At 53.2% G+C, this 22,909-nt stretch carries 17 protein-coding genes; 9 read left to right on the top strand and 8 right to left on the bottom strand.

What is annotated here, in order from left to right; translation table 11 throughout:
* Positions 1–403 precede the first annotated feature (403 nt).
* Entirely contained in the window at positions 404–1,618 is a 1,215-nt protein-coding gene (locus AMM48_RS21280; protein ID WP_102785714.1) for an NADP-dependent isocitrate dehydrogenase, read from the top strand.
* 273 nt (positions 1,619–1,891) lie between these two features.
* Here AMM48_RS21280 and AMM48_RS22250 read toward each other — a convergent pair whose 3' ends face one another.
* On the bottom strand, positions 1,892–2,740 hold the full coding sequence (locus AMM48_RS22250) for a hypothetical protein (RefSeq protein WP_102785715.1): 849 nt from the start codon (positions 2,738–2,740) through the stop codon (positions 1,892–1,894).
* A 186-nt stretch (positions 2,741–2,926) separates the two neighbouring features.
* Here AMM48_RS22250 and AMM48_RS21290 point away from each other — a divergent pair, with 186 nt between their 5' ends.
* The 7 genes from AMM48_RS21290 (at position 2,927) to AMM48_RS21320 (ending at position 14,391) form a co-directional block, all read left to right on the top strand.
* Positions 2,927–3,451, top strand: a complete 525-nt coding sequence (locus AMM48_RS21290) for an RNA polymerase sigma factor (protein ID WP_102785780.1) — start codon at positions 2,927–2,929, stop codon at positions 3,449–3,451.
* Positions 3,448–4,233: a hypothetical protein gene (locus AMM48_RS21295; RefSeq protein WP_102785716.1), complete on the top strand. Its 786-nt coding sequence runs from the start codon at positions 3,448–3,450 to the stop codon at positions 4,231–4,233. Before AMM48_RS21290 ends, AMM48_RS21295 begins: the two co-directional genes overlap by 4 nt.
* A 90-nt stretch (positions 4,234–4,323) precedes the next feature.
* Complete coding sequence (locus AMM48_RS21300; RefSeq protein ID WP_102785717.1) at positions 4,324–5,325, top strand: hypothetical protein; 1,002 nt, start codon at positions 4,324–4,326, stop codon at positions 5,323–5,325.
* Between the two features lie 322 nt (positions 5,326–5,647).
* Positions 5,648–6,628: a helix-turn-helix transcriptional regulator gene (locus AMM48_RS21305; RefSeq protein ID WP_102785718.1), complete on the top strand. Its 981-nt coding sequence runs from the start codon at positions 5,648–5,650 to the stop codon at positions 6,626–6,628.
* A 418-nt stretch (positions 6,629–7,046) separates the two neighbouring features.
* Positions 7,047–9,590, top strand: a complete 2,544-nt coding sequence (locus tag AMM48_RS21310; protein ID WP_102785719.1) for a tectonin domain-containing protein — start codon at positions 7,047–7,049, stop codon at positions 9,588–9,590.
* A 294-nt stretch (positions 9,591–9,884) separates the two neighbouring features.
* Entirely contained in the window at positions 9,885–11,759 is a 1,875-nt protein-coding gene (locus AMM48_RS21315; RefSeq protein WP_102785720.1) for a type II and III secretion system protein, read from the top strand.
* Between the two features lie 37 nt (positions 11,760–11,796).
* Positions 11,797–14,391 (top strand): hypothetical protein, encoded by a 2,595-nt coding sequence (locus AMM48_RS21320; protein ID WP_102785721.1) that lies wholly within the window; start codon positions 11,797–11,799, stop codon positions 14,389–14,391.
* 50 nt (positions 14,392–14,441) lie between these two features.
* Here the strand turns inward: AMM48_RS21320 and AMM48_RS21325 are convergent, their stop codons facing one another.
* The 5 genes from AMM48_RS21325 to AMM48_RS21345 form a co-directional block, all read right to left on the bottom strand.
* A complete protein-coding gene (locus tag AMM48_RS21325; protein WP_158246503.1) occupies positions 14,442–15,224 on the bottom strand; it encodes a transporter substrate-binding domain-containing protein in 783 nt (260 codons plus the stop codon).
* A gap of 185 nt (positions 15,225–15,409) precedes the next feature.
* Positions 15,410–16,273: a pirin family protein gene (locus AMM48_RS21330; protein WP_102785723.1), complete on the bottom strand. Its 864-nt coding sequence runs from the start codon at positions 16,271–16,273 to the stop codon at positions 15,410–15,412.
* A gap of 222 nt (positions 16,274–16,495) precedes the next feature.
* The gene (wrbA, locus tag AMM48_RS21335) at positions 16,496–17,098 is read right to left on the bottom strand and encodes an NAD(P)H:quinone oxidoreductase (RefSeq protein WP_022731941.1); all 603 of its coding nucleotides are present in this window, start codon (positions 17,096–17,098) and stop codon (positions 16,496–16,498) included.
* 131 nt (positions 17,099–17,229) lie between these two features.
* Complete coding sequence (glpQ, locus tag AMM48_RS21340; RefSeq protein WP_102785781.1) at positions 17,230–18,300, bottom strand: glycerophosphodiester phosphodiesterase; 1,071 nt, start codon at positions 18,298–18,300, stop codon at positions 17,230–17,232.
* A gap of 165 nt (positions 18,301–18,465) precedes the next feature.
* Positions 18,466–20,172 (bottom strand): M20/M25/M40 family metallo-hydrolase, encoded by a 1,707-nt coding sequence (locus tag AMM48_RS21345; RefSeq protein WP_102785724.1) that lies wholly within the window; start codon positions 20,170–20,172, stop codon positions 18,466–18,468.
* A 138-nt stretch (positions 20,173–20,310) separates the two neighbouring features.
* Here AMM48_RS21345 and AMM48_RS21350 point away from each other — a divergent pair, with 138 nt between their 5' ends.
* Positions 20,311–20,727 (top strand): Lrp/AsnC family transcriptional regulator, encoded by a 417-nt coding sequence (locus AMM48_RS21350; protein ID WP_022731938.1) that lies wholly within the window; start codon positions 20,311–20,313, stop codon positions 20,725–20,727.
* A gap of 42 nt (positions 20,728–20,769) precedes the next feature.
* On the opposite strand, the gene AMM48_RS21355 is transcribed toward AMM48_RS21350, so the two are convergent.
* Both AMM48_RS21355 and AMM48_RS21360 read right to left on the bottom strand, forming a co-directional pair.
* Positions 20,770–21,957, bottom strand: coding sequence for a VWA domain-containing protein (locus tag AMM48_RS21355; protein WP_102785725.1), 1,188 nt, complete (start codon positions 21,955–21,957; stop codon positions 20,770–20,772).
* A 5-nt stretch (positions 21,958–21,962) separates the two neighbouring features.
* Positions 21,963–22,808 carry a MoxR family ATPase gene (locus AMM48_RS21360; RefSeq protein WP_102785726.1) on the bottom strand — a complete coding sequence of 282 codons (846 nt, stop codon included), beginning with the start codon at positions 22,806–22,808 and terminating at the stop codon, positions 21,963–21,965.
* Positions 22,809–22,909 lie beyond the last annotated feature (101 nt).

A 22,909-nucleotide genomic window follows, 5' to 3' on the forward strand; every position in this document is an offset into this window, starting at 1 on the left:
TCCCCAAAAAAGGTTTCCGGAGTCTCCCCCTGCCCCGGCCAATATCATTACCATATCGCGTTACTGAACGATTGGTCATTGATCCTGATCAGGGTCACCGGGCATTCGTTGCAATCGGAGCAATTTTGCGAAATTCGTGACAACGTGCCCTAAACGTTCGGGATTATTATACTTTTTGCTCTGCAAACCGGTAGCAAACCCGTTTGGAACGCGCAGGTTTCGGGGTTTTTGCGCCCTCATCACATTGTTGCAGCCGCACCCTCTTTGATTTTCCGATGGCTTCCTGTATGTTCGGGCTCCCGACGCGGCCAGGGCGCTCCCTCGCGCGCCGGAAGACAAAGATTTAACCATCTTGAATGGCAGCCGCGCTGTATTCCGGCAGCGGCCAGCAAGGGAGTATTCTATGAGCAAGATTCAAGTTAAGAATCCAGTCGTCGAGCTCGACGGCGATGAAATGACCCGGATCATCTGGGACTTCATCAAAAACAAACTGATCCTGCCTTATCTCGACATTGACCTGAAATATTACGATCTTTCGGTTCAGAAACGTGATGAGACCGACGATCAGATCACCATTGATGCGGCAAACGCCATCAAGGAACACCGCGTTGGTGTTAAATGCGCGACCATCACCCCGGACGAAGAACGTGTAACGGAATTCGGCCTGAAAAAAATGTGGAAGTCGCCGAACGGCACCATCCGTAACATCATCGGTGGTACCGTTTTCCGTCAGCCGATCATTTGCTCGAACGTGCCGCGTCTGGTTCCGGGTTGGACCCAGCCGATCGTTATTGGCCGTCATGCATTTGGCGACCAGTACCGTGCGACCGACTTTAAAGTTCCGGGCGCAGGTAAACTGACGATTAAATTCCAGCCGGCAGACGGCGGTGAAGCCATCGAACACGAAGTCTTTGACTTCCCGTCTTCGGGCGTTGCCATGTCGATGTATAACCTTGATGACAGCATCAAGGGCTTTGCGCGTGCCAGCTTGAACTATGGTCTTAACCTTGGCTGGCCGGTTTACCTGTCGACCAAAAACACCATCATGAAAGCCTATGATGGCCGTTTCAAAGATCTGTTTGAAGAAGTCTATCAGACTGAATTTGCGGATAAATTCAAAGCTGCTGGCATCACCTATGAACACCGCCTGATCGATGACATGGTCGCATGTGCCATGAAATGGAACGGTGGTTTCGTTTGGGCTTGTAAGAACTACGACGGCGACGTTCAGTCTGACACCGTGGCACAGGGCTTTGGCTCGCTCGGTCTGATGACTTCTGTTCTGATGACCCCGGATGGGCAGACCGTCGAAGCAGAAGCCGCACACGGCACCGTGACCCGTCACTATCGCCAGCACCAGCAGGGCAAAGAAACCTCGACCAACCCGATTGCGTCGATCTTTGCATGGTCGCAGGGCCTGAAATACCGTGGTGAATTCGATGGTACGCCAGAAGTCGTCAAATTTGCTGAAACCCTTGAAAAAGTTTGCGTCGACACCGTCGAAGCCGGCTTCATGACCAAGGATTTGGCACTTCTGATCGGCCCGAACCAGAAATGGCTGACCACCACCCAGTTCCTCGACAAACTGGACGAAGGTCTCAAAGCTGCAATGGGCTGATTGCCCAAAGCTTTGCGCCAATCAAGAAACCCCGCCGGTGCATCCGGCGGGGTTTTGTTTTTTATGCAGCATGCGAAAGACGCTAAACTTGGGTGGTCATCGAAAGGTCCGCGAAGCCAGTGCAAGCCAGACCTGATGAATTGACCAGCATGATGACCGCACCACGGCAAAAAAGAACCCCGCCGGTAAAGACCAAGCGGGGTTTTGAGTTTGCAACGGCCACGAGACAGACCGCAGCATACAAAGCAGGATCAACTGCTTTGGGGTTGGTTGTTATGAAACGGTATCACCCGTTTCAGCAGCATCCCCGGTATCCCCAACCGTGTCACCTGTATCGCCGGTATCACCAGTGTCACCAGTGTCACCAGTATCACCAGTATCACCAGTATCGCCTGTGTCACCCGTATCACCAATATCGCCTGTATCACCAATATCGGGTTCGCCATCGTCGGGCGTGTCATCACCAGCATCAGGACGGGTCAATTCTTTCCAGCCCTTGGTAATGATTTCCTGTTCGACGTCGGGATCAACATCAGGACCGGCTGGAGCGCCAAATACGCGTTGAATACCCGGCGGCAAGGCACCTGCAAGGCCCGGTGCCGTGGTTATGCCCCGTGGCATTGAACGGCCTTTAATATCGTCTTCTTCGTCGGTTTCGGTGGATGCCGAACGTGCGCCTTTAGACTGCAATCCAAGGCTGCTTGCGTTTGAGCGCGCCGCGGCACTGTTGCCCGGACCATCGGCGCCATTGCCATTTCCGCCGCCATTGCCCTTGCCATTACCGCCCGCGTTGGAGCTGTTGCCTGGGCCATCAGGGCCGCTTGGTCCACTGTCGCCGTTGGCACCACCGCCGCCGCCATTCCCATTCCCGCCACCGTTACCGCCGGCATTACCATTGCCGCCGCCGTTACCGTTACCGTTGCCACCGCCGTTTCCACCGCCATTGCCATTGCCGCCACCGTTGCCGTTACCATTGCCTTGGGCAAAAGCAGCATTATCGGTGAGGCCAAAATGGTCCGAACTGAAGGAAACCGGCGTTGCGATCAGGGCAAAGGCCCCGAAGCCCAGAATACCTGCCGTTGCAATCTTGGTGCGCAGAGTTTTCATCTCTTGGTTCGACATTGTTTTTCTCCAGTCCATTAGGTGGAAAGATGCGTTCATTTGGCAGGACAACGAAACCGCGATTGGTTTTCTTCCCCTGTCCTGAAAATTTTTCGCACATTTTTTTTGAAGTGTGATGGAAGAAACAGCACCGCGCGCGCGTTCTATACACAATATAAACAACAGAACCAGAACGGGACGGTTGGATTGGACACCGCACTAAAGACGGAACTGACAGACCTGTTACCGCGCGCGCTTCGATTTGCACGGTCATTGACGCGCGACGTTGTCGCAGCCGAAGACCTTGTGCAAACTGCCTATATCAAAGCCGTCGAACGCATTGATCAATACGAACAGGGCACACGTCTCGACAGCTGGCTTTATCGCATTATCCAGACAAGCTGGATTGATGAAAAGCGCCGCGAACAACGCCGAGGCAATGTCATTTCGTTTGAAGATGCGCGCGAAAGTGCACTTCCCGGACAGAGCCATGGTGGGACGGACAGATTGTTCTTACAGGCAGCGCTTGCTGCACTTGCCGAAGATCAGCGCGCAGCGGTCACACTGGTTCTTATTGAAGGATACAGCTACCGCGAAGCTGCCGACATTCTTGATGCCCCAGCAGGCACAGTGATGAGCCGCGTCGCACGGGCACGCAAGGCGCTTGCGATGATGCATGATGATGATAGCCAGAACACCAACCGTGACGACATTCAAAGAGGTTCGCCATGACCACAGCACTCACAGAACAAGACTATACACTGCTGTCGGCTTATATCGACGGCGAACTTGCCCCGACGGAATGCCGCAAGCTTGAGGACCGGATTGCCAATTGTCCTGTTCTAACACGGCAATTCAACGTCATGGCCGGACAATCCGTCATGCTGCGCAATCAGTCTGAACGACTTCTCAATGACGCGATCTATCCGGAGCTTTCGCAAAATATTGCGGATATCCTTGATCAGAAACCGATCTCTGGTCATGTGCATTCGACGGATAGAAAAGATCAGTCTGCTGCCATACGCAAGGCTGCCAACAGCAACAGTGCAATCTGGACCGGCATCGGGGCAGCAGCGGCGGTTCTGATCGCCTTTGTCGGGGGTAATGTGTTTAATCAGAATATGACCACGGACAACATTGGGGCTTTCACAACACCCAATGCTCAGTCTGCTTCCTATTCCCCTGTGAACAACCCGGTTCTGGACATGGAAATAAGCCAGACCTTGGAAAAAACGCTCAGTGGGAGTATCCGCAACGTAGCACTTGATCCCGATCATCGTGCCAACGAAGAAATCCAGATTGAACCGTTACGAACCTTCCGTCAGGCCGGGCGGTTCTGCCGGGAATATCGGGTTACTTTTCCGGTTAATCCGGTCAATAGCGACGGGCTTGAAGAGTTTTATGGCCGCGCCTGCCGGACGGATGAAGGTGCTTGGGAAACCGTGTATCGCCTGATCCCCGGCGTTGAGCTTCGCGATGCCGACACGCCCGACAGCCCGAAACAGAAACTTTAAGGCAACTGATAGCCCCGGCGTTCGGCGGCGCTGTCAGTTGCGATTGATCGTAGGACGCCCGAAATAAAAAGAATGAGCAGGATCAAGACAATGAGTACGTCAAAACTTCTGCGCCATTTTCTGGCGCTTTCTTGCGTTACGGGCCTGGGGACACTTGGCGCCTGTCAGACGTTTGAAAACACCATGAGCGATTTTTCCCAGTCCCTGAACAATATCAACGATGGACTGGGTGAATATGCTGAAAAAACCCCGAATACCGGTCCAGAACTTGGCACCGCATCCTTACCCGATTTCGGGATTGGGGACGCCTTTGTCTATGATAGCGGGCGCGCGATTTATGTCCGTGACATCGAGGGTGACCGCATTGAATGGAATGGCGGCGGCGACTATGTGTTTGAAACAACTGCCGACTTCACCGGCCCCAACCTTGATTGGTCTTATACAGATAAGGATGACCAAAAACGAACCGGCACCGCGACGATCAAGGAAAGATCTGAAAGCATCTGGCCGCTTGAAGTCGACAAGATGGTGCGTGTTTCAACCAGATCGGAAAGTACGGCCCCAGATACTGGTGAAACCAACACCTATGAACAATGGTTAACCTGCAAGGTCCCGGCAACTGAGACGGTAACGGTTCCTGCGGGCACGTTTGACAGTTTTGTCGTGGAATGTTCGCGGTACTATAAACAGTGGTGGATGCAAACAACCACGTGGTGGTACGCGCCAGAAGTCGGGTTTTATGTCAAACGTGAACGCAAATGGAATTCCGGACAGGACCAAAGCGAAGAACTGACCACCTTTGGTCCGGCACCGGCAAAAATTCCCGAACGCGATCGTCAAAGCCTGAGTAAAACCGTTCAGGCCGCGCTTGAAAACAACAATTCCGGTGAAACACAAACTGCATCATTGGCAACGCTTGAGATTGCAATCACACCGCTCAAGACCGTTCAAACTGAAAAAGGTGTCTGGTGTCGTACCTACCGGCAGGAACTGACCGCCCGCAACCGCACCAGTCAGCAGATAAAATCAGCCTGCCGCACGGATGACGGCTGGGTTCTTGAAGATGACGTTTCCGATCCAGCCACGTCGTAAATTGGGCTCCCCGACATTGGGTGAGCACCATCGCAAAAGCCCATTTTAAATATACGGGCTTGATACTGCCCTATATTGGAACCCATTGCGAAAGGCCCTGCCGAGATATCTTGGCGGGGCTTTTTTGCACTGTGTTGTTGGTATTAAGGACTTAACGGGCCATAAGACCTATTGTGCCTTGCCTGCAAATCAATCTTAAATAGATTATTACATTCTTTTTGAATATGATCCGGGTGTCTTCCTTGACCGGACGTTTGGGTCGTCATTGCTCTGTTATCTGGGCAATGGCCCATTATTCGGGGGATGGACATTGGGGGCCGCAATGACCTATCTGCAAAACCATACGATTTTGTCTTCGAACGATTTAGATGAGGTTCGCGAGTCCATCATGGATCTTGCCTCGCGGCATGACTTTGATATTAAGGGGCCGAATGCGGAATTGAATGTCCGTGTTGCCGCCGTGGAGTCTGGTGACATCAGCCTAATGCATGTGACTCTCGATGCGACCAAACTCAGTGTGACTTCTTCTGAACAGGATCCGGACGGGCTGCTGTTATATATGCTTACCAGTGGCTCGGGGGTTGCCCAACATTGTGGAAAAGAGCTGACATTCTCAGCCGGTCGGGGGTTCATGCGTGACTTGGCTGCACCGGTAAGCGCCACGGAAGATAACTTCGGCGCCTTCGTCCTTAGGTTATCAAAGGAAAAATTGAAAAATCATGCGCGTTCTCTGGTTGGCGAAGACATCGATTTGATGGGATTGAGTTTCGATCCCGCGATTGATTCCTGTGCGCTTGGTTGGACTATTTTCCGCAATACAGTTCACTATGTCGCCGAAGCACTTGATGGTCCCTTGCGCGAAATGCACAATCCAATCGTCACAGCACAGATGGAAGACATCCTGTTAACCCAGTGCCTAAGCCTTCTGCCCAACAGCTATCAGGACACCATGAATGGCCGTGATGCCACGATGGTTGTTCCATTTTACATCAAACGTGCGCGTGATTACATCCACGCCCATGCCGACAAGAAAATTGGGCTTGCCGACATCGCGGCTGTAGCTGGGTGTGGGTATCGCGGAATACAACGGGGGTTCTTGGATGCGTATGGTAAGACCCCGATGGCCTATTTGCGCATTGTTCGATTGAGACGCGTCCGGGCAATCTTGCTGGCAGAGTTAGACGGACATGCGATCTCGGACGTCGCGAAACAGTGGGGCTTCACACACATGAGCCGTTTTGCACAGGATTATTATCGGGAGTTTGGCGAACTTCCATCCGATACCGTCCGTAAAAACGCATAGAGCATCTCCCTCCAATATCCGAAAAACGGCCGCAATATCCGAAAAGCGTCATAAACGTATGACCGCTTATGAATACGTGTTTCCTTATCGCAGCACCTGTTCAATTCTCTGCGCGGGGATTGGGCCGTCTTGTCTTCATTTTCAGACGTGACGGAGACTGGGGAACACTCTGTTCAGTGGACAGTCCTGAAACTTGTCAGGACTGTTCTTTGACAGCATTCAACGCTTTGGCCTTGCTCTTTAGAGACTTGGTGTGTCGCTGATTGATCTGCTGTCAGGCAATCATTTCGGGTTATCCCGGTTCTTCTCATCCCCAACGCAGTCCATGGGAAAATCCCGTGGCATTTGCGCTTTGATCTTCGATCCATCGCAGGATTACAGGCGCAAAAGACAACATGTTTTGGTTGAGGAATGACCCATGGGAACCCGTTTTCGGTCCGCGGACACAGTCTGGCGAACTTTACTTGTCCTGATTGTTTTCATCATCGGTGCTTTGGCAAATGCGTCTGATGCAAAAACACAATCACTGACGATCGTATCCGGATCGCCCCCAGAGGAAGGCCATGTGATTTGCGGTGCGATGGATTTGAAGACGGGTAAGCTTATGCCGCCTTGTGGTTTTGGTAAGGCGACGAAGACCCGCAATGCCGTCGGTAGATGCCCAAACGGGTCTTTCTTTGATATTGGAACGTGGTCCTGTTTCTCCTGCCCAAGTGGTTACAACCGAACCGGTTTCGCGGTCGATACGCCGAAAGCCTGTTCCAAGCAAATTTCCACGCAATACACAGGCGCGACGCGAACAGGCAAGCATAAGGCTTGTCCTAAAGGGTCGTTCTTTGACGGTCGCAACGGCGGCGAGTGCTGGGCTTGCCCGGCCGAGTTCGGACGCACCATGTCCTCGGTGGATTCTTGGGATGCCTGCGGCAAGATTTTTGAAGACGCGCGCCGGGCCGAATTCATCGACCGGGTTTGCCCCGAAGGGGCGTTCCCCGATCTCAATGGCAGCTGCTACACCTGTCCGGACGGTTTCAGCCGCACCATCAATGCGGTGACAGGAAGCCAAGCGTGTTTCCGAAATGAATCATTGGTGTCGGCGACCAAAATGGCCTCTTTATCATGTCCGGCCGGGGAACATTTCGACTTCATCGACGGGGGAACCTGCTGGTCATGTCCGGTGAATTCGGTCCGGTCGGTTTATGGCGTTAAGACCAATCAGGCTTGTGAATACCTTACCATGCGTTGGGAACCCGCAAGACGCACGCCGAATGGGTTGTTCGGTCTGCCTGGCGCCCATGAGATTGTTGCCGAGGTGATTAAGGACCGTACGCTGATCGATGAAGGCATCACCAATTACATCGCAGCAGCTGGACTCAATAAAGCCAAAACAGACGAGCTAAAAGCCGAAGCTTGGAACCTAATCCTGACGGAACCCGAGGAATCGGTGGTCCTAAAGGCGGCCGTTTATATGCATGTTTTCAACGTGATCAAAAGAGGGCCAAAGACCAAGCCTGAACGGGACTTGTTGAACTATATGGCCTTGTACGTCCAAAAATCCCGGCTTTTGGTGGCGACAGAAATGCAAAGCGTCTGGCAAAGCTGGGAGCGCGGCTTGAAGGTAGTGCGTCCAGGTATGTCAGACGGCTTGAATCCCAATGATATTGGTGTTCGTCCGCCACAAATGGAAGACCAGGTAGGCGACATCATGTTACTTGCACCTGGTGCTGCAGTTGTCGTTGCATATGCAGGGCTTGGGGCCGCAACGATTGTATCAACGTCCGTCGCCAAAGCGGTGGGGACGGTTGGCCAAGCAATTTTTCCCTACCTGAAAGAAGGCATTGAACAAACAACGAGAATAGTAGCAACGACGAGTAATGTCGCTTCCACCTCTATGGCATTTATGGCGCCGACAATGATTATTTTGACCGCAAGCTCGATTGTCGCCAGCATCGGAACCGATATTGCCCTGGATCAGATCAAACAGTCATCCATTATCACTGACGCCCTGGCGAACTCGCAAAAGCCCGTAAACTTATCCCGCCTTCTATTGACCGATAACGGGCGGACAGAGGTATTAACGAACTGGGGCCTCATGACCCAGGAGTCGATCAAGCCGCAAGTACAGACTTGGGCGAAATTGATGCCGTCTGATAAGGCACAGAGCGGCGTGACGTTTGAAGACGGCAAGGTTGTTGTCGGCAACTTCGATATCGATACTGCTATTGATGGCGGCCAAACTAAGAATGACACAATCACGTTAACCCAGATTGAATCGATCAGTATTGACGCCTCGGCCGGGCGTTCGGCGAAATGGGACCTTGTACCGGGAGAAGCCACCGATGTCGCAATTGGAACGGATGGAACGACGTATGTAATCGGCATGACCAAGGCCGGTGGCGGGTATGAAATATTTAAACGCGCGAAAACCGCAAAGCGATGGACCAAAATGTCCGGTGCGGCAACCCGTCTTGCCGTTTCCGATAATGAGGCCTGGGTCGTCAACGAAACGGGGCAGATATTTTCCCAATCGGGGTCCAAATGGCGGCGTATTCCCGGCCCGGCGGCACAGGATATTGGTGCCAGTGCCAAGGGTGTCTGGATCATTGGTGTGGATGGCAGCATCCATTTCCGCGACGGAAACCGCTGGCAAAACGTTGCCGGATCGGCAAAACGGATCGACATTGATCAGAATGGTCGACCCTGGGTCGTGAACGACAAAGGCGATATCTATGTCCATGACAACAACAGGAAGTGGGAGAAGCTTCCTGGTACTGCTGTCGATATTGCGGTTGATATCCCAGGTGCAGCGATCATCGTTGGCACGAACGGCAAGACTTACCTGTTCAATGGCAAGAAACGCGATTGGGATATGATTGCACAAGACACGGAGTCTAACGCCGTCGGTGCTGGCGGCGGGCAGGTATGGCGCCTGACCAAGAACAATCAAATTTACCAGATGGAATAAGGGAAAAGGGCTGAGGCAATTTCAGCCCTTTTCGTTCTGTTTTTCAGTTTTTGATGGCTTTGGCAATCCGGACAGTCTCGTACCCCGGATTGCCAAAGATCGAATGATAAATGGCCGTCGGCGCCGGGGGGCGCTTTGCATTTAAGCAATTAAGACGGTTGATTCTTTGTGGGGAAGTGGCGCTTGGTCCAGATACGTAAACAATTTAAACGCGATCCGATACTTAAGACGTCCTTTAGGGGCGCATTGGTTCTATCAACGTTGCTGGTTGCGGGTTGTCAGACAGCAGGTTTGATGTCTGATGGCGCCTTGGGTGGTAATGCAACGCCGTCAGTGGCGCGCGATATTGCCCAAAAACCGGTTCTCACACATTCCGTCGTCCAAGATGATGCCGTTCAAGTACTAGTGCGCGAAAGTATTAACGCACTGGAAGCCCAGAACATGGATGAAGCATCACGCTTGATCAATCTGGCTTTGAAACTTGATATCACCAATCCGGATTTGCAGTTTCTCAACGGTTTGACCTATCACCTGATGGGGGTTCAGGGCGACGCCAGCAAGTTCGAGCTGGCCGAGCAAGGATACAAACAGGCGCTTAAATTCGACCCCGGGAACTTGTCGGCCAATTATCAGTTGGGCCTTTTGTATATGGACCAACGGCGTTATGTCCTCGCACAGGGCTATTTCGCGGCCGTCGCCCTTCATCGTGGTGACGACCCGGCGGTGCTGTATAGTCTGGCATCCGCATCATATTATGCCCGTGACCCCAAAACGGCGGAAGCCGCCCTTAAACACTTGCTGGCTGTGGCCCCAGAGACCAAGGAGCAGCCCGAAGTCCTGAAAGCCGCCGCATTGTCGTTGGCGGCGATGGATGATCGTGCGGGGGCATCGTCGTTTGTATCGGCCTATCGCAAGGCCGTTCTGGGACCGGAAACGATCGCATATCTCGAAGACCGGGTTCAGGGATGGCAATCGTTCTATGACAATGATGCCAAGGTTATGATGGCACAATATGGCAATGATCCATATGGTCCGGGCAACAATCCATACGGTTCCAGTGATCCCTACGGTGCGGCGGCACCTGCTCCTTACGGTGCAGCACCCGATCCCTATTCTCAGCAGCAGGGGGGATATGGCGCCCCCTCCGCGCAAGGTAATTCAGGACAGCAAGGTTTTGCCGATACAAGCATGGTGGTGGTCGATGTTGTCTTGATCGGAACCCAGGAAGATGTTCGCAATTCGCGTGGAATCAATCTGTTGAACGGATTGCAGTTGCAGTTTGGCGACCCCCTGACCGGGACGGCGGGGTTTGGCTATGGATCGACACGCACCAAGGATTATTTGAATACCGGACTGGAGGAAAGCACGCAAACAATCACACGCGCAATCAGCATTCCAGCCGTGACATATTCCTTGAACATTGCCAATTCCGCTGATGCGAACAATCAGGTTTTGGCCAAACCAAGTTTGGTCGCACAAGCCGGGCAAACGTCGGAATTCTTCTCGGGAACTGAAATTCTTGCTGCGGCGGTTTCGGGCGGAAATGGTGACAGCGTGTCGGTGCAAAAGGAGGTTGGCGTCAAACTTGCCGTGACGCCGGAAATTTTGCCCGACGATATGATCCGCTTGCATGTGGTCGCAGAGCGTACCTTCCTGACCGACCCGTCCAATTCAGTGGTATTTGAATTCCGTCTCGACACCACCAAAACCAATGTGAACTCGACCGTAACCATGAAGTTCGGCGAGACATTGGTGCTGGGCGGATTGAGCGAGCGCGAAACATCCAAATCAGCCGATGGCGTGCCCGGCTTGATGGATATTCCGATCCTTAATCTGTTGTTCTCTCAGCGGGTTGAGCGCCACTTCGAACGGTCTGTCCTGATTTTGATGACGCCACGCCGCCCCCTTTATGCCCGTCGCGCACAGGTTGATCGCGATGGCATGATCGAGGAAATGTCAGATCTGGAACGTGACATTGAACGTCTTGAGCAACGTCACAAGGATTGGTTTACACCGCGCGCGACCTTTAGCGAAGTCATTGAAAAGCTTCAAGGACGTGAATTCTTTGAGGAATTCAGAAACGGGGATGTGAAAATTCAGTCTTGGCAAAACGATGCCACCGGCCAGCAACACATTGCGATGGTGCGTGACCGGTTGCTTGATCAATAACGTTTTATTTTTAGAAACTGTGATGCGAGGTCGTCCGATGACGTTGGCGATAGTGCGGTTTTGTCTGGTTTTGTTCTGCGTCGTGCTTGGTGCGGTCATGCTTCTCAAGGGTGCTTGGGCGCAAGAGATACCAACGGCTGCGAATTGGACCCGCCTGCCCGGTACGGCTGTTGATATATCGATCAACAGTCAGGGGCAGGCCTATGTTGTGGCCCCAAATGGCACGCCGTGGCGCTGGGATGCGCTGGAACAACGCTGGCGCAAAATGTCCGGCGATTTCGTCCGGATTTCAGCAGCAGAGGGAAACCGCCCATGGGCGGTCAACGCAGAGGGCGCGGTTTTTCGCTATAACGGTTTGTGGTGGGAAAGCAAAGACACAGACGTTGCAGATGTCGCCGCCGACGCGCAGGGTAATGTCTACATCGCCAAGGTGAGTGGTGACATCAAAAAATGGAACCCCTTGCGCAGTGAATGGCAACCAGTGGAAGGTCAGGCATATCGCATCGCATTGGACATGGCGGGAAATCCGTGGGTCGTAACCCGTGATCGTCGTATTGCCGCGTTTGATGGCAAAAACTGGGGGGTCCTGCCCGGACGTGCCGTCGACATTGCCATTGGCGGGAACGATACGGTGGTGATTGCCGATGCCGAGGGCCGAATAAGGGTTTGGAACGACGGTCAGCGCAGTTGGCAGGCAGTCGCCGGAGTTGAAGGTGTAACAGCGGCAGCGGCAACCCCCGACGGCGGGCCATGGGCTGTCCTCACGGATGGCGTCATTATGGCGACCACCCTGTTGGTCGCACCAGAGAAAATCAAAACCGAAGAAGGCCGGGCACCGGAAATAAAGGCACCTTTGGCGGTCGCCCCTATCGATACCGCCCCCGTCGCCATTGCCCCGGGGGTTTCGGCGGCACCTTTAACACCATCAGGAGCGATTGCGCCACCAGCCCAAGTACCACCGGCGACCACAGCGCCAGTTCAAACAGCAGCGACGCTAAGCGCGTCGCCGGTTTCCCCGCAAACTGGCGCAACCGGGCAAACTGGCACCAAGACCGTCGACCCCGCAGCAGGGAACGATGCCACGATTGATCCGGTCGCGGTGACAACGAACGAAGATATTACCTTTGTGAACACTCAAAAGACCGCCTCGGCACTGGCGATCGGGCGCGATGGCAGTGTGTTTGGCCTGGATGCTGCGGGCAATGTCCTGCGGTGGTCGAACAGTCGTAAACAGTTCGAAAGTTTCCCCGGCACCTTGGTGCGTCTTGCGGTTGATGCACTGGGAAACCCGTGGGGCATTTCCACTTTGGGGCGGGTGTTTCGCCATACGGGAAATCTATGGAAACAAATCCCCGGTGCGACGGGGTCTGACATTGCCATTGGCGGGGACGGGTCTGTGGTGATTGCCGATGCTTCGGGCACTTTATCGAAACTCAATGACGCCATGACCCGGTTTGACCGTATTTCCGGACAGGGCCTTCTGGTGGCGGTGGCCCCGGACGGCATCCCTTGGACCATCCGTTCTGACCAATTGGTGCAGCGTTGCGCGTCATCACCCTGCGAAATTTTCGCGCAAAAAGCTAAAAGCATCGCAATTGGTCCGGATGGCAGTGTCTATGTGGTGTCCGACAAGGACCTTCTGATGCGTCTGGACACGGATACAAAGACCTTTGACGTGGTGCGCACACCCGGCCATACACCACAAAGTGTCGCAGTGGGTCCAAATGGGTATCCTTGGGTAGTAACCAAGGACACACTTGTTCTGGCCTCCAAATTCTTTGAACGTGATGAACAGGCTGACCGTCTTGTCGCCGCGTCAACCGTCGGCGATACCACCGGCACCGGCGACACCGCCGCAGTGGTGGATGTTACATCCGAAAGCGCCTTTACGTTTTCAAAAAACATTAGCTTCGACACCTTTGCCACGAACCTAAACACGATTGAAGAATTTGCCGTGGGGCAAAATGATGATGTCTATGTCTATGGCCAACCGCAAAACCAGGGCGCGAAACAGTTTTTGAAATTCAACAGCACGACAGAGAAATTTGAAGAAGTTTCTCTTTCATTTAATCAAAACCTGCAAAATATCGACGTTGCAAGCGATGGCACCATTTGGACGACCCAAAACGGATCGGTTTATCAACTGTCATCAACGGGCAGCGTGCGACGCACCTATTCAGTCACATCGGGCAGTATCGGCAGTTTATCGATTGGCGCGGATGGCACGGTTTACGTCGTGATTAGCCAAAAGCTTTATCAACTTAAACCCGGAACAAACGCGTTTACCAAGTTTAGCAATGATGACGTTAGTAAGGTCGCCATTGGTCGGGCGGGCGATGTGTGGATTGCTGATTCTAATAATAACGTCCAGCAATTTACGGGTACAAAATTTGAAAATCGCCCGCGGGGTCAAAGCGTTAGCGCAGAAGACGTTGGGGCGGGGACAGACGGAAGTATTTATATCACTTCCTGGAGTGGCAGCCAGTACGTTCTGAAAAAATGGAATGCCACAAACAACTCGTTCGACACGGTCAAAAATACAAATGCCAACAAGGTCGATGTGGTGTCCGATGGCCGCCCCTGGATTGCCAATACCAGTTCAAGTACAGACGTGAAGCGCGCAGAAGATTAGGGTTGAACAATTTGATGCTGCCCGCGTCGGGGACAAGATCAACGCCGCGCCTAATACCGTGCTTGAGACAGAATTTTTTCAAGCTCACCACTCTCGCGCAACGTGGCTAGACCGGCATTGAAATCCTTGATGATCCTTTGTGCCGATGGGTGATTGACGCCGACAACGAAATACAGCGGCATGTTCGACAGGCTCTGGCCAATATGGTCGAAATCATCAGGCGAAAGGTCTGCCTCTGACATGGCATTGAGGGCCTCTGGTACCGGGGATACGACACTGTCGACCCGTCCTGCCGCCAGCAGCTTAAAACAGGTTTTCATATCGGGCGGCGACACACGTTTCGCCTGTCCCGATGCCAAAAGTTTTCCGGTATGGCCAAGTTCCCCATGCCCCAATGGCAGGCAAAGCGACTTTCCCAGAAGATCTATATTGTCATCATATTTTTCGTGTTTTCTGGCAAACCAGCCATAGGCCGACAGGTTGGTAATCGGTTCGGAAAACAGCACCAGTTTCTTGCGCGATGGTGTCTGGGCATAGGGGAACGTGCCATCCACCCGTCCCTCAACGGTCATTTCAAACCCTTTGAGCCATGACCGCCAGATCACCGAAACATTTTGATAGCCCATGACATCGAAACTTCGGCGGACAACTTCGGTAACAATACCGCCCCCATCATATGCCCGGTCAGCAAAAGGCGGGAAAGCATCCCCCGTAACCAAACGCATTTCCTGACGCAGGTCATCTGCATATGCGGGCACATTTACAGGCATCGCTGCCGCAAAGCTTGCCAATGTCACGGCAGCATAAAAGATGCGTCGTACTGCAAATGTCATTACGCGGTCTTCACCGTCTGTTTCGTACATCCTATAGGTTAGAAAAACTCACCCGCTTTTCAAGGTTGCAATTATATCAAAACAGCCTTCAAACCTTTGACATACAAAAAGTCCCGGCCAGAACAGATGACTGAACAGACCGGGGCTTTTGCATTATAGTTTGGCGCACGTGGCACCGTAAAACTTTACGATGCCGCCTTGCGGACGAAGTTTCCGTTCTGGAAATCGTCAAACGCCTGCATCAGGTCTTTCTTACTACTCATGACAAACGGGCCATAACGCACGACCTCTTCACGTAAGGGGCGTGCGGCAATCACCAGCATCCGGGCGCCATCTTCACCGCCCGTAAGCGTCACCCCCTCCCCATTGGCCAGAACAGCCAGATGATGGGTCGGGACGTCTTTCTGCGCAACCACGGCCTCCCCGATAAAGACATAGACCACGGCTGCGTGCCCCTTGGGCAACGGGATGGTGACCTCGGCTCCCGCATCAAGTTTGACATCAACAAAAACAGGATTTGTCGAAATGCCATTGATCGGGCCGGCTTTGTCAAACATTTCACCCGCCAGCAAACGCAGGTTCACCCCCTTGGCCGGTGAGAATTCCTGAACTTCGTTTGGCTCAAGGTTCTGATAGCGCGGATCAATCATTTTGTCCTTTGCTGGCAAATTGATCCAAAGCTGGAATCCCTGCAACAGGCCGCCTTCCTGTTCAGGCTTTTCCGAATGAACGATCCCGCTTCCCGCGGTCATCCACTGTGCACCGCCAGAACGCAAAACGCCCTCATTGCCCATGCTGTCCTGATGGCGCATCGCCCCTTCGACCATATAGGTCACGGTCTCAAAACCGCGATGGGGATGTTCGGGGAAGCCTGCGATATATTCATCGGCATTATCGGTCGAAATCGAGTCCAGCATCAGGAACGGATCAAGCATATCAAGCTCTGGCGTCCCGATGGACCGTTTAAGCGACACACCCGCACCATCGGATGTATCCATCGCCCGTAAAACCTTGGCGACATTGCGAAGATTGGAAACAGCGTCGGACATGGGTGACCTCCTGTATTTTGATGCGCCCGCAAAACCGGGCAAATGTCATACCCCACTTTCGCACAAAACTGTCGCCAAACAAGGTTCAATCAGGCACCTGATTGTTTCCCTATGACCAACAAACACGTCTGAAGGTCGCCTTTGGGCCCAAGCCCATATCAAAGGCAGCCCCGGTTTCCCAAGGCTGCCTTTGGTGGTTTACGTGATTGCGACTGATCGTGATCAGCCCGCCAGTTTTGCGGCCAGTTCGGCAACGTGGTTACCCTGGAACTTGGCGATATCGAGTTCGTTTTGCGACGGTTGGCGTGAACCATCCGCACCCGCAAGCGTACCCGCACCATAAGGCGACCCACCGGTGATTTCGTCCATATTGGTCAGGCCCGCACAGCTATAAGGCACACCAACAATCACCATTCCCTGATGCAGAAGCGTCGTATGGGTCGAGGTGATGGTGGTTTCGTGACCGCCATGCTGGGTCCCGGTGGATGTAAACACAGAACCAATTTTGCCAATCAGTTTCCCTTTGGCCCAAAGGCCACCGGTCTGATCAAGGAACGTGCGCATCTGACCGGGCATATTGCCAAAGCGGGTCGGCACACCAAAGATGATCGCATCATATTCAGGCAATTCGTCAACCGTGGCGACCGGGGCTGCCTGATCAAGCTTGGCACCCGCACCCTTTGCCACGTCTTCGGGCATGGTTTCAGGCACACGTTTAACATCGACATGGGTTCCGGCCACACCGCGCGCGCCGTCGGCCACGGCATTCGCCATGGTTTCGATATGTCCGTACATCGAATAATAAAGCACGAGAACTTTAGCCATTATCGCCTCCTTGGTTGAATTTCATCGCCTGCAATAGTGCCGTTGCAGGCACGCATTGGGAACGTGAAAGTTAGAAACAGTCTGGTGCGCATAACGCAACAGACTGTAAAATGTTTGAGTTTATCAGCACATCAGGATGCGGGATGTTCGGCCAGATATTGCACGACCTGATCAGGGAAATCGGTGAAGATTCCATCAATCCCGGCATCATCAAAAATTGCATCAAGCGCAATATCCATATCCCCCGCCCATTTCGGCAATTGATCGGCACGCAGGGTATAGGGATGGATCATCAGTTGCGCACGCTGGGCGGCAATCAGGGTTGGCGTCATGATGGCCTTACCATCCGCACTTAGCCCTTCGATAACCTGGGGCAACCATGGACCGATCCCATCGACCACGCCGGCCATTTCGACGATACCATCGTCGGATTTCAGATAGTCGTAATCGGTACCTTTGGGCGCGCCCCACCTGTTCTCGCCAATCAGCTGAACCAGCTTACCCTGATAGCCAAGCTCATTACGGATGCGCTTGGTTTCCGTCCAATCAAACGACTGCACAAAGGAATTGGACGAAGGATTGTTATATCCCCATTTTTCCAGCACCGTGATCACGGTCTTGGCGATGTCCTTGCCTTCGGCATGATGGAATGCCGGATCCTTGATTTCCGGGTAAATTCCGACTTCACGTTTATTGGATTTATTCAGCCCCTGGATCATCATGATTTCTTCATCAAGGGTCGGGATTTTAAACATCCCGAATTCCTTGGGAAAACGTCCGCCAAAAACCTGCTCGCCGGTATCGGCCTTGAACCGTTCGGTGACATTCAGGGTTTTGAGTTCAGCAAGCGTGAAATCAATCGCGTAATACCGCCCGTCTTCGCGTTTGCGATCGGGGAATTTGGCTGCGACATCGGTGGTGGTATCAATGTGAATATCATGCAGGATGACCGGCACACCGTCCTTTGACAGCACCACGTCCTGTTCGATGTAATCCGCCCCCATGCCATAGGCCAGTGCCACAGCAGGCAAGGTATGCTCAGGCAAATAACCCGATGCCCCGCGATGGGCAATCACCATTCTTTCCTGGGTAATATCCTGTGCCGCCGCAGGTGTAACACCCAGTCCCGGCGCCATCAGAAATCCTGCGACCGACAGGCCGACACTCAACAGCGCCGTGCGGATCATTTTTTGTACCAGCATCCCAAATTCCTTAAATTCCATGTGCCCCACCATGTTTCCGGCAGGGTTTTCTGGACTATAGGCTCAGCTTCATCACACACAAACGCGCCAATGCGCCGTTTTTATGTTCTTCATGAAACTGTTACACGTTAGGGACAACGCATGGTGATCGATTGAGTTCCACAATTACCCGTCGGGTGTATCCGTACTGCCAAGAAATTCCGACGCAATCTCCGCCAGAAAATCAGGCAGCACACCGTAAGCATAAGGCGCGTAAAGCCGTTCATGACGCTGATGATATTCACGTCCCCATGGTCCGATATTGACCACCGGATAGCGTAGCGCATCCGCCACCGGATGATCGACCAATTCGGCAATCGGGGTGTTCGCGGCGATGATTTCAGTATTGCCCACATCCGGCGCATGCCCGAAAAAGCTCATATCGGAAATCCCCATGAAATAGCCACGGTGACAAATCTCCGTTTTATGGCGGGCCTCGATCGTGGACCGGGCCCGATCAATGGCATCCAGGAAAACCCTGTCGGTTTCTTGGTTCGGATCGACATGGACCGGCGGGTAATGCAATCCGGCAACCCCGACCACCACGGCCGGACCGCGCAAATGGGCCTCGTCAAGCATCGCACGCACCAGCTTGCGGCTGCGGTTCAGTGGATTACCCTCCGCCGCACTTGCGGTTGAAACGGCATCAATCCGATCAAGCGCGCCCTTCCCGCCAGCGCCAAATGCCATATCGCGTAATTGCGCCACCGTTAAAACACGCAAAGGCGGCACCGGTGCGGGGGCAGCTTGCTGGTTGGCCTTGGCATAAGACTTGGCATTTTGTTCAAACCGCTCCAACGCCCGGTTGCCGGCCGTGGTCACGATGTCGGTAAAATCGGCCATCAGGTCCGCACAGCTTTTGCCCATCACCAGCCAGTTAAACGCCATCCAAACATGTTCCGGCGTGGTGACCTCATAATTATCGCGCAGGTCGCGGGCTTCGAGACAGACCGGGGGTGGGGCCGTTTCATGCGTACCGCTGTCACATAAATCGCTGTTGGCTTCAATCGCCCCCATTATTTCAGATGCCATCGCGTGGGCAGAAATGCCGTCAAACGGATATCCGACATGGGTCGGCAACCCGGCCACCAGCGCAAAGGGCAACAATTTGCCGACCGATCCATGGAAAATGGCCCTGCCGATTTCACCATTTGCCGGATCGCTGCTGGCGTCCAGATTAACCCCGCCGACAATCTCGATATCCCAGCGTCGAGATAGCTCGGGCAAGGCATTGCGCAAACTGCGCATCCCACAGGAATTGCGTTCCTCATCCGGAGTAAGGAACAAAACGACATTGCCCTGTCGCTCAGCTTGCTGGCTAAAATGTTCGAGAAAGGCAATGCCTGCCGCATCACCGCTTTTCATATCCAGCAACCCACGACCGGGAATGAAATCGCCGCTTTGAAAATCACGCAGTGCCAGTTTTTCGGCCTCACTTGGCGTCGCCCGTCCGGACAGATCGCGTATCAAGGCATCACGCAATTGATCGGGGCTAAAAGCCAGATGTTTCAGATCGTGATAGTTTTCAATCGACACCACATCGAAATGCCCAGCCATTGCCAGTGTCTGTCTCGATGCCTGTCGCCCGGTGCCCCGCACCAGCGCCACGACACTTTTTGCCATTTTTGCACCACCGGCAACCGGATGGCTGTCGATCACGGCGATATCGCCGGGATTGTCCCGAAAATAGGGAATTTCACTTAGAATTTCGACAATCAAACCGGTGATATCAGCTTCGCCAGCCGTGCCGGTAACACTGCCAAACCGGGTCAGTCGGTCGGCAATTTCAGCAGTCCGGGCATAAGGCGCCCACGGAGTGTCAGACGTGGTCATGTGATTACTCCCTAATGATAGAGGCAATAATATGCCGCGCCAAAATCATTTAAAACGTCAATTTAGTGGAATTTTGCGCGACAAACTGACACTTTCATCAGAACAATTGCTGAAATCGTCAAATCCAAAGAGCCCGCCATGGATGATCTTGATCGTCGCCTGCTTGCCGAACTGCGTATCAATGCCCGGGCTTCGGTCCCGAAACTGGCTCAACTTTTGGGGGTCGCGGCTGGTACAGTCAAAACCCGGATGGACCGCCTAACCGAACAGGGCGTGATTGCCGGTTTCACGGTCCGCCTGCGTGACAATGCCGCGGACGGGACCATTCGTGGGATGATGATGATTGAGCTGTCGGGCAAGAACGTCAAATCCATGGTGGCAACCTTGCGCAAGAACCTTGGATTTTCTGCCCTGCATACCACCAATGGCCAATGGGACCTGATTGCAGAAATTCAGGTGCCCGCCCTTTCCGATTTCCATCAGACCGTGACCACGGTCCGCGCCATGGAAGGCATAGCCAAAACCGAAAGTTACCTGTTTCTTGGGCCGGCCTGATTGGGAGCCTGAATGTACGCATGTATGGACTGCGTGCGGGCTTTAACGATTAAGCTCCCCGGTCATGCGATCCAGCCCATCAAGCGTCAGCGGGAACATGCGTCCTGCCATCAACTGATGCATGATCTGGATTGATTGATGGTACGGCCACCAATTTTCCACCTGCGGGTTGATCCATGCCGCATGGTCGAAATGATCAAGCAGGCGTTGCATCCACACCGCCCCGGCTTCTTCGTTCCAATGTTCAACTGCACCACCTGGATACGTAATCTCATACGGGCTCATGGTCGCATCGCCGACAATCACCAGCTTGTAATCCGATCCATAGGTATTGATCACATCCCACGTCGACACCTGATCAGATCGGCGGCGTGCGTTGTCCTTCCACAACCCTTCGTAAGGGCAATTGTGGAAGTAGTAATATTCAAGATGTTTGAATTCGGTTTTGACCGCTGAAAACAATTCTTCGCAAACCTTGATATGGTCATCCATCGATCCACCAATATCAAACAGCATCAGGACCTTAACCGAATTGTGCCGTTCGGGGCGCATTTGCACGTCAAGCCAACCCTGACGCGCGGTTGATGTGATCGTGCCGGGCAAATCAAGCTCATCGGCCGCCCCTGTGCGCGCCCATTTGCGCAATCGACGAAGTGCGATCTTGATGTTGCGCGTGCCGATTTCAACACTGTCATCAAGGTTCTTAAACTCGCGCTTGTCCCAGACTTTTACCGCGCGACGATGGCGTGATTTGTCCTGCCCGATCCGCACACCTTCGGGGTTATAGCCATAGGCGCCAAACGGCGATGTGCCTGCCGTTCCAATCCATTTATTACCGCCCTGATGACGGGATTTTTGTTCTTCTAGACGCTGTTTTAACGTCTCCATCAGCTTTTCCCAGCCGCCCAGTGATTCGATTTCGGCCTTTTCTTCCTCAGACAGAAATTTCTCGGCCAGTTTATGCAACCATTCCTCGGGGATCTCGGTTTCAGCCACCTCATCCATCCCGTCGGCCAGATCAATCACCCCTTTGAAGTGTTCGGAAAAGACCCGATCAAATTTATCAAGGTTGCGCTCGTCTTTCACCAGACTTGCGCGCGCCAGATAATAGAAATCCTCAACCGAATATCCCGCCAATCCCTTTTCCACCGCCTCAAGCAATGTCAGGTATTCACGCAAGGATACCGGAACGCGGTTTTCTTTGAGCTTATAGAAAAAGCCGGTGAACATTGCGCTTACCGCCCTTCGCGCCGGGTCATGAAAGCCAACCGTTCAAACAGATGCACGTCCTGTTCGTTTTTCAAAAGCGCCCCGTGCAATGGGGGCACAGCAGTTCTGGCATCCGTGGCGCGCAGCGCCTCGGGCGGGAGATCCTCAGCCATCAGAAGTTTCAACCAATCAAGCAGTTCGGACGTCGATGGTTTCTTTTTCAGCCCCGACACATCGCGCATGTCGTAAAACAGATTAAGCGCCTCGGCGACCAGTCGTTTCTGAATACCGGGATAGTGCACCTCGATAATCTGGTTCATGGTATCTGCATCGGGGAAACGGATGTAATGGAAAAAGCACCGGCGCAAAAACGCATCGGGCAGTTCTTTTTCATTATTGGACGTAATGATCACGATCGGACGGTTGGTCGCCTTAATCGTTTCCTGTGTTTCGTAAACAAAGAACTCCATGCGGTCGAGTTCTTGCAGCAAATCATTGGGGAATTCGATATCGGCCTTGTCAATCTCATCGATCAATAATACCGGCGCGCTTTCATCCTCAAACGCTTCCCACAATTTGCCCTTAACGATGTAATTGGCAATATTGTGAACCCGCGCATCACCCAGTTGGCTATCGCGCAGGCGCGACACTGCGTCATATTCATAAAGCCCTTGCTGCGCACGCGTGGTGGATTTGATCGACCATGTGATCAGTTTTTTGCCCAATGACTTGGCAATTTCTTCGCCCAGAACGGTTTTGCCGGTCCCGGGTTCCCCCTTGACCAAAAGCGGTCGCTGCAACGTGATCGCCGCATTGACCGCAACCATCAGATCATCGGTCGCGACGTAATTTTCTGTGCCTTGAAATTTCATGTTGCCCTGCAGTAAAGGTTGACGTTTACGTTAACCTAAGACGTTGCACGCCTTTGAGCAAGGGATCAGAAAAACTTCGCAATTATCGGTGTCGACAAGCT

This window comes from Thalassospira sp. GB04J01, from assembly GCF_000751115.1.
Taxonomy (GTDB): domain Bacteria; phylum Pseudomonadota; class Alphaproteobacteria; order Rhodospirillales; family Thalassospiraceae; genus Thalassospira; species Thalassospira lucentensis.

Excerpts from the sequence above, each read along its gene's own strand:
- AMM48_RS21280 (WP_102785714.1), top strand. The coding sequence starts at position 404 with ATGAGCAAGATTCAAGTTAAGAATCCAGTCGTCGAGCTCGACGGCGAT.
- AMM48_RS22250 (WP_102785715.1), bottom strand. The coding sequence starts at position 2,740 with ATGTCGAACCAAGAGATGAAAACTCTGCGCACCAAGATTGCAACGGCA.
- AMM48_RS21295 (WP_102785716.1), top strand. The coding sequence starts at position 3,448 with ATGACCACAGCACTCACAGAACAAGACTATACACTGCTGTCGGCTTAT.
- AMM48_RS21300 (WP_102785717.1), top strand. The coding sequence starts at position 4,324 with ATGAGTACGTCAAAACTTCTGCGCCATTTTCTGGCGCTTTCTTGCGTT.
- AMM48_RS21305 (WP_102785718.1), top strand. The coding sequence starts at position 5,648 with ATGACCTATCTGCAAAACCATACGATTTTGTCTTCGAACGATTTAGAT.
- AMM48_RS21310 (WP_102785719.1), top strand. The coding sequence starts at position 7,047 with ATGGGAACCCGTTTTCGGTCCGCGGACACAGTCTGGCGAACTTTACTT.
- AMM48_RS21315 (WP_102785720.1), top strand. The coding sequence starts at position 9,885 with ATGTCTGATGGCGCCTTGGGTGGTAATGCAACGCCGTCAGTGGCGCGC.
- AMM48_RS21320 (WP_102785721.1), top strand. The coding sequence starts at position 11,797 with ATGACGTTGGCGATAGTGCGGTTTTGTCTGGTTTTGTTCTGCGTCGTG.
- AMM48_RS21325 (WP_158246503.1), bottom strand. The coding sequence starts at position 15,224 with ATGACATTTGCAGTACGACGCATCTTTTATGCTGCCGTGACATTGGCA.
- AMM48_RS21330 (WP_102785723.1), bottom strand. The coding sequence starts at position 16,273 with ATGTCCGACGCTGTTTCCAATCTTCGCAATGTCGCCAAGGTTTTACGG.
- wrbA (WP_022731941.1), bottom strand. The coding sequence starts at position 17,098 with ATGGCTAAAGTTCTCGTGCTTTATTATTCGATGTACGGACATATCGAA.
- glpQ (WP_102785781.1), bottom strand. The coding sequence starts at position 18,300 with ATGCTGGTACAAAAAATGATCCGCACGGCGCTGTTGAGTGTCGGCCTG.
- AMM48_RS21345 (WP_102785724.1), bottom strand. The coding sequence starts at position 20,172 with ATGACCACGTCTGACACTCCGTGGGCGCCTTATGCCCGGACTGCTGAA.
- AMM48_RS21350 (WP_022731938.1), top strand. The coding sequence starts at position 20,311 with ATGGATGATCTTGATCGTCGCCTGCTTGCCGAACTGCGTATCAATGCC.
- AMM48_RS21355 (WP_102785725.1), bottom strand. The coding sequence starts at position 21,957 with ATGTTCACCGGCTTTTTCTATAAGCTCAAAGAAAACCGCGTTCCGGTA.
- AMM48_RS21360 (WP_102785726.1), bottom strand. The coding sequence starts at position 22,808 with ATGAAATTTCAAGGCACAGAAAATTACGTCGCGACCGATGATCTGATG.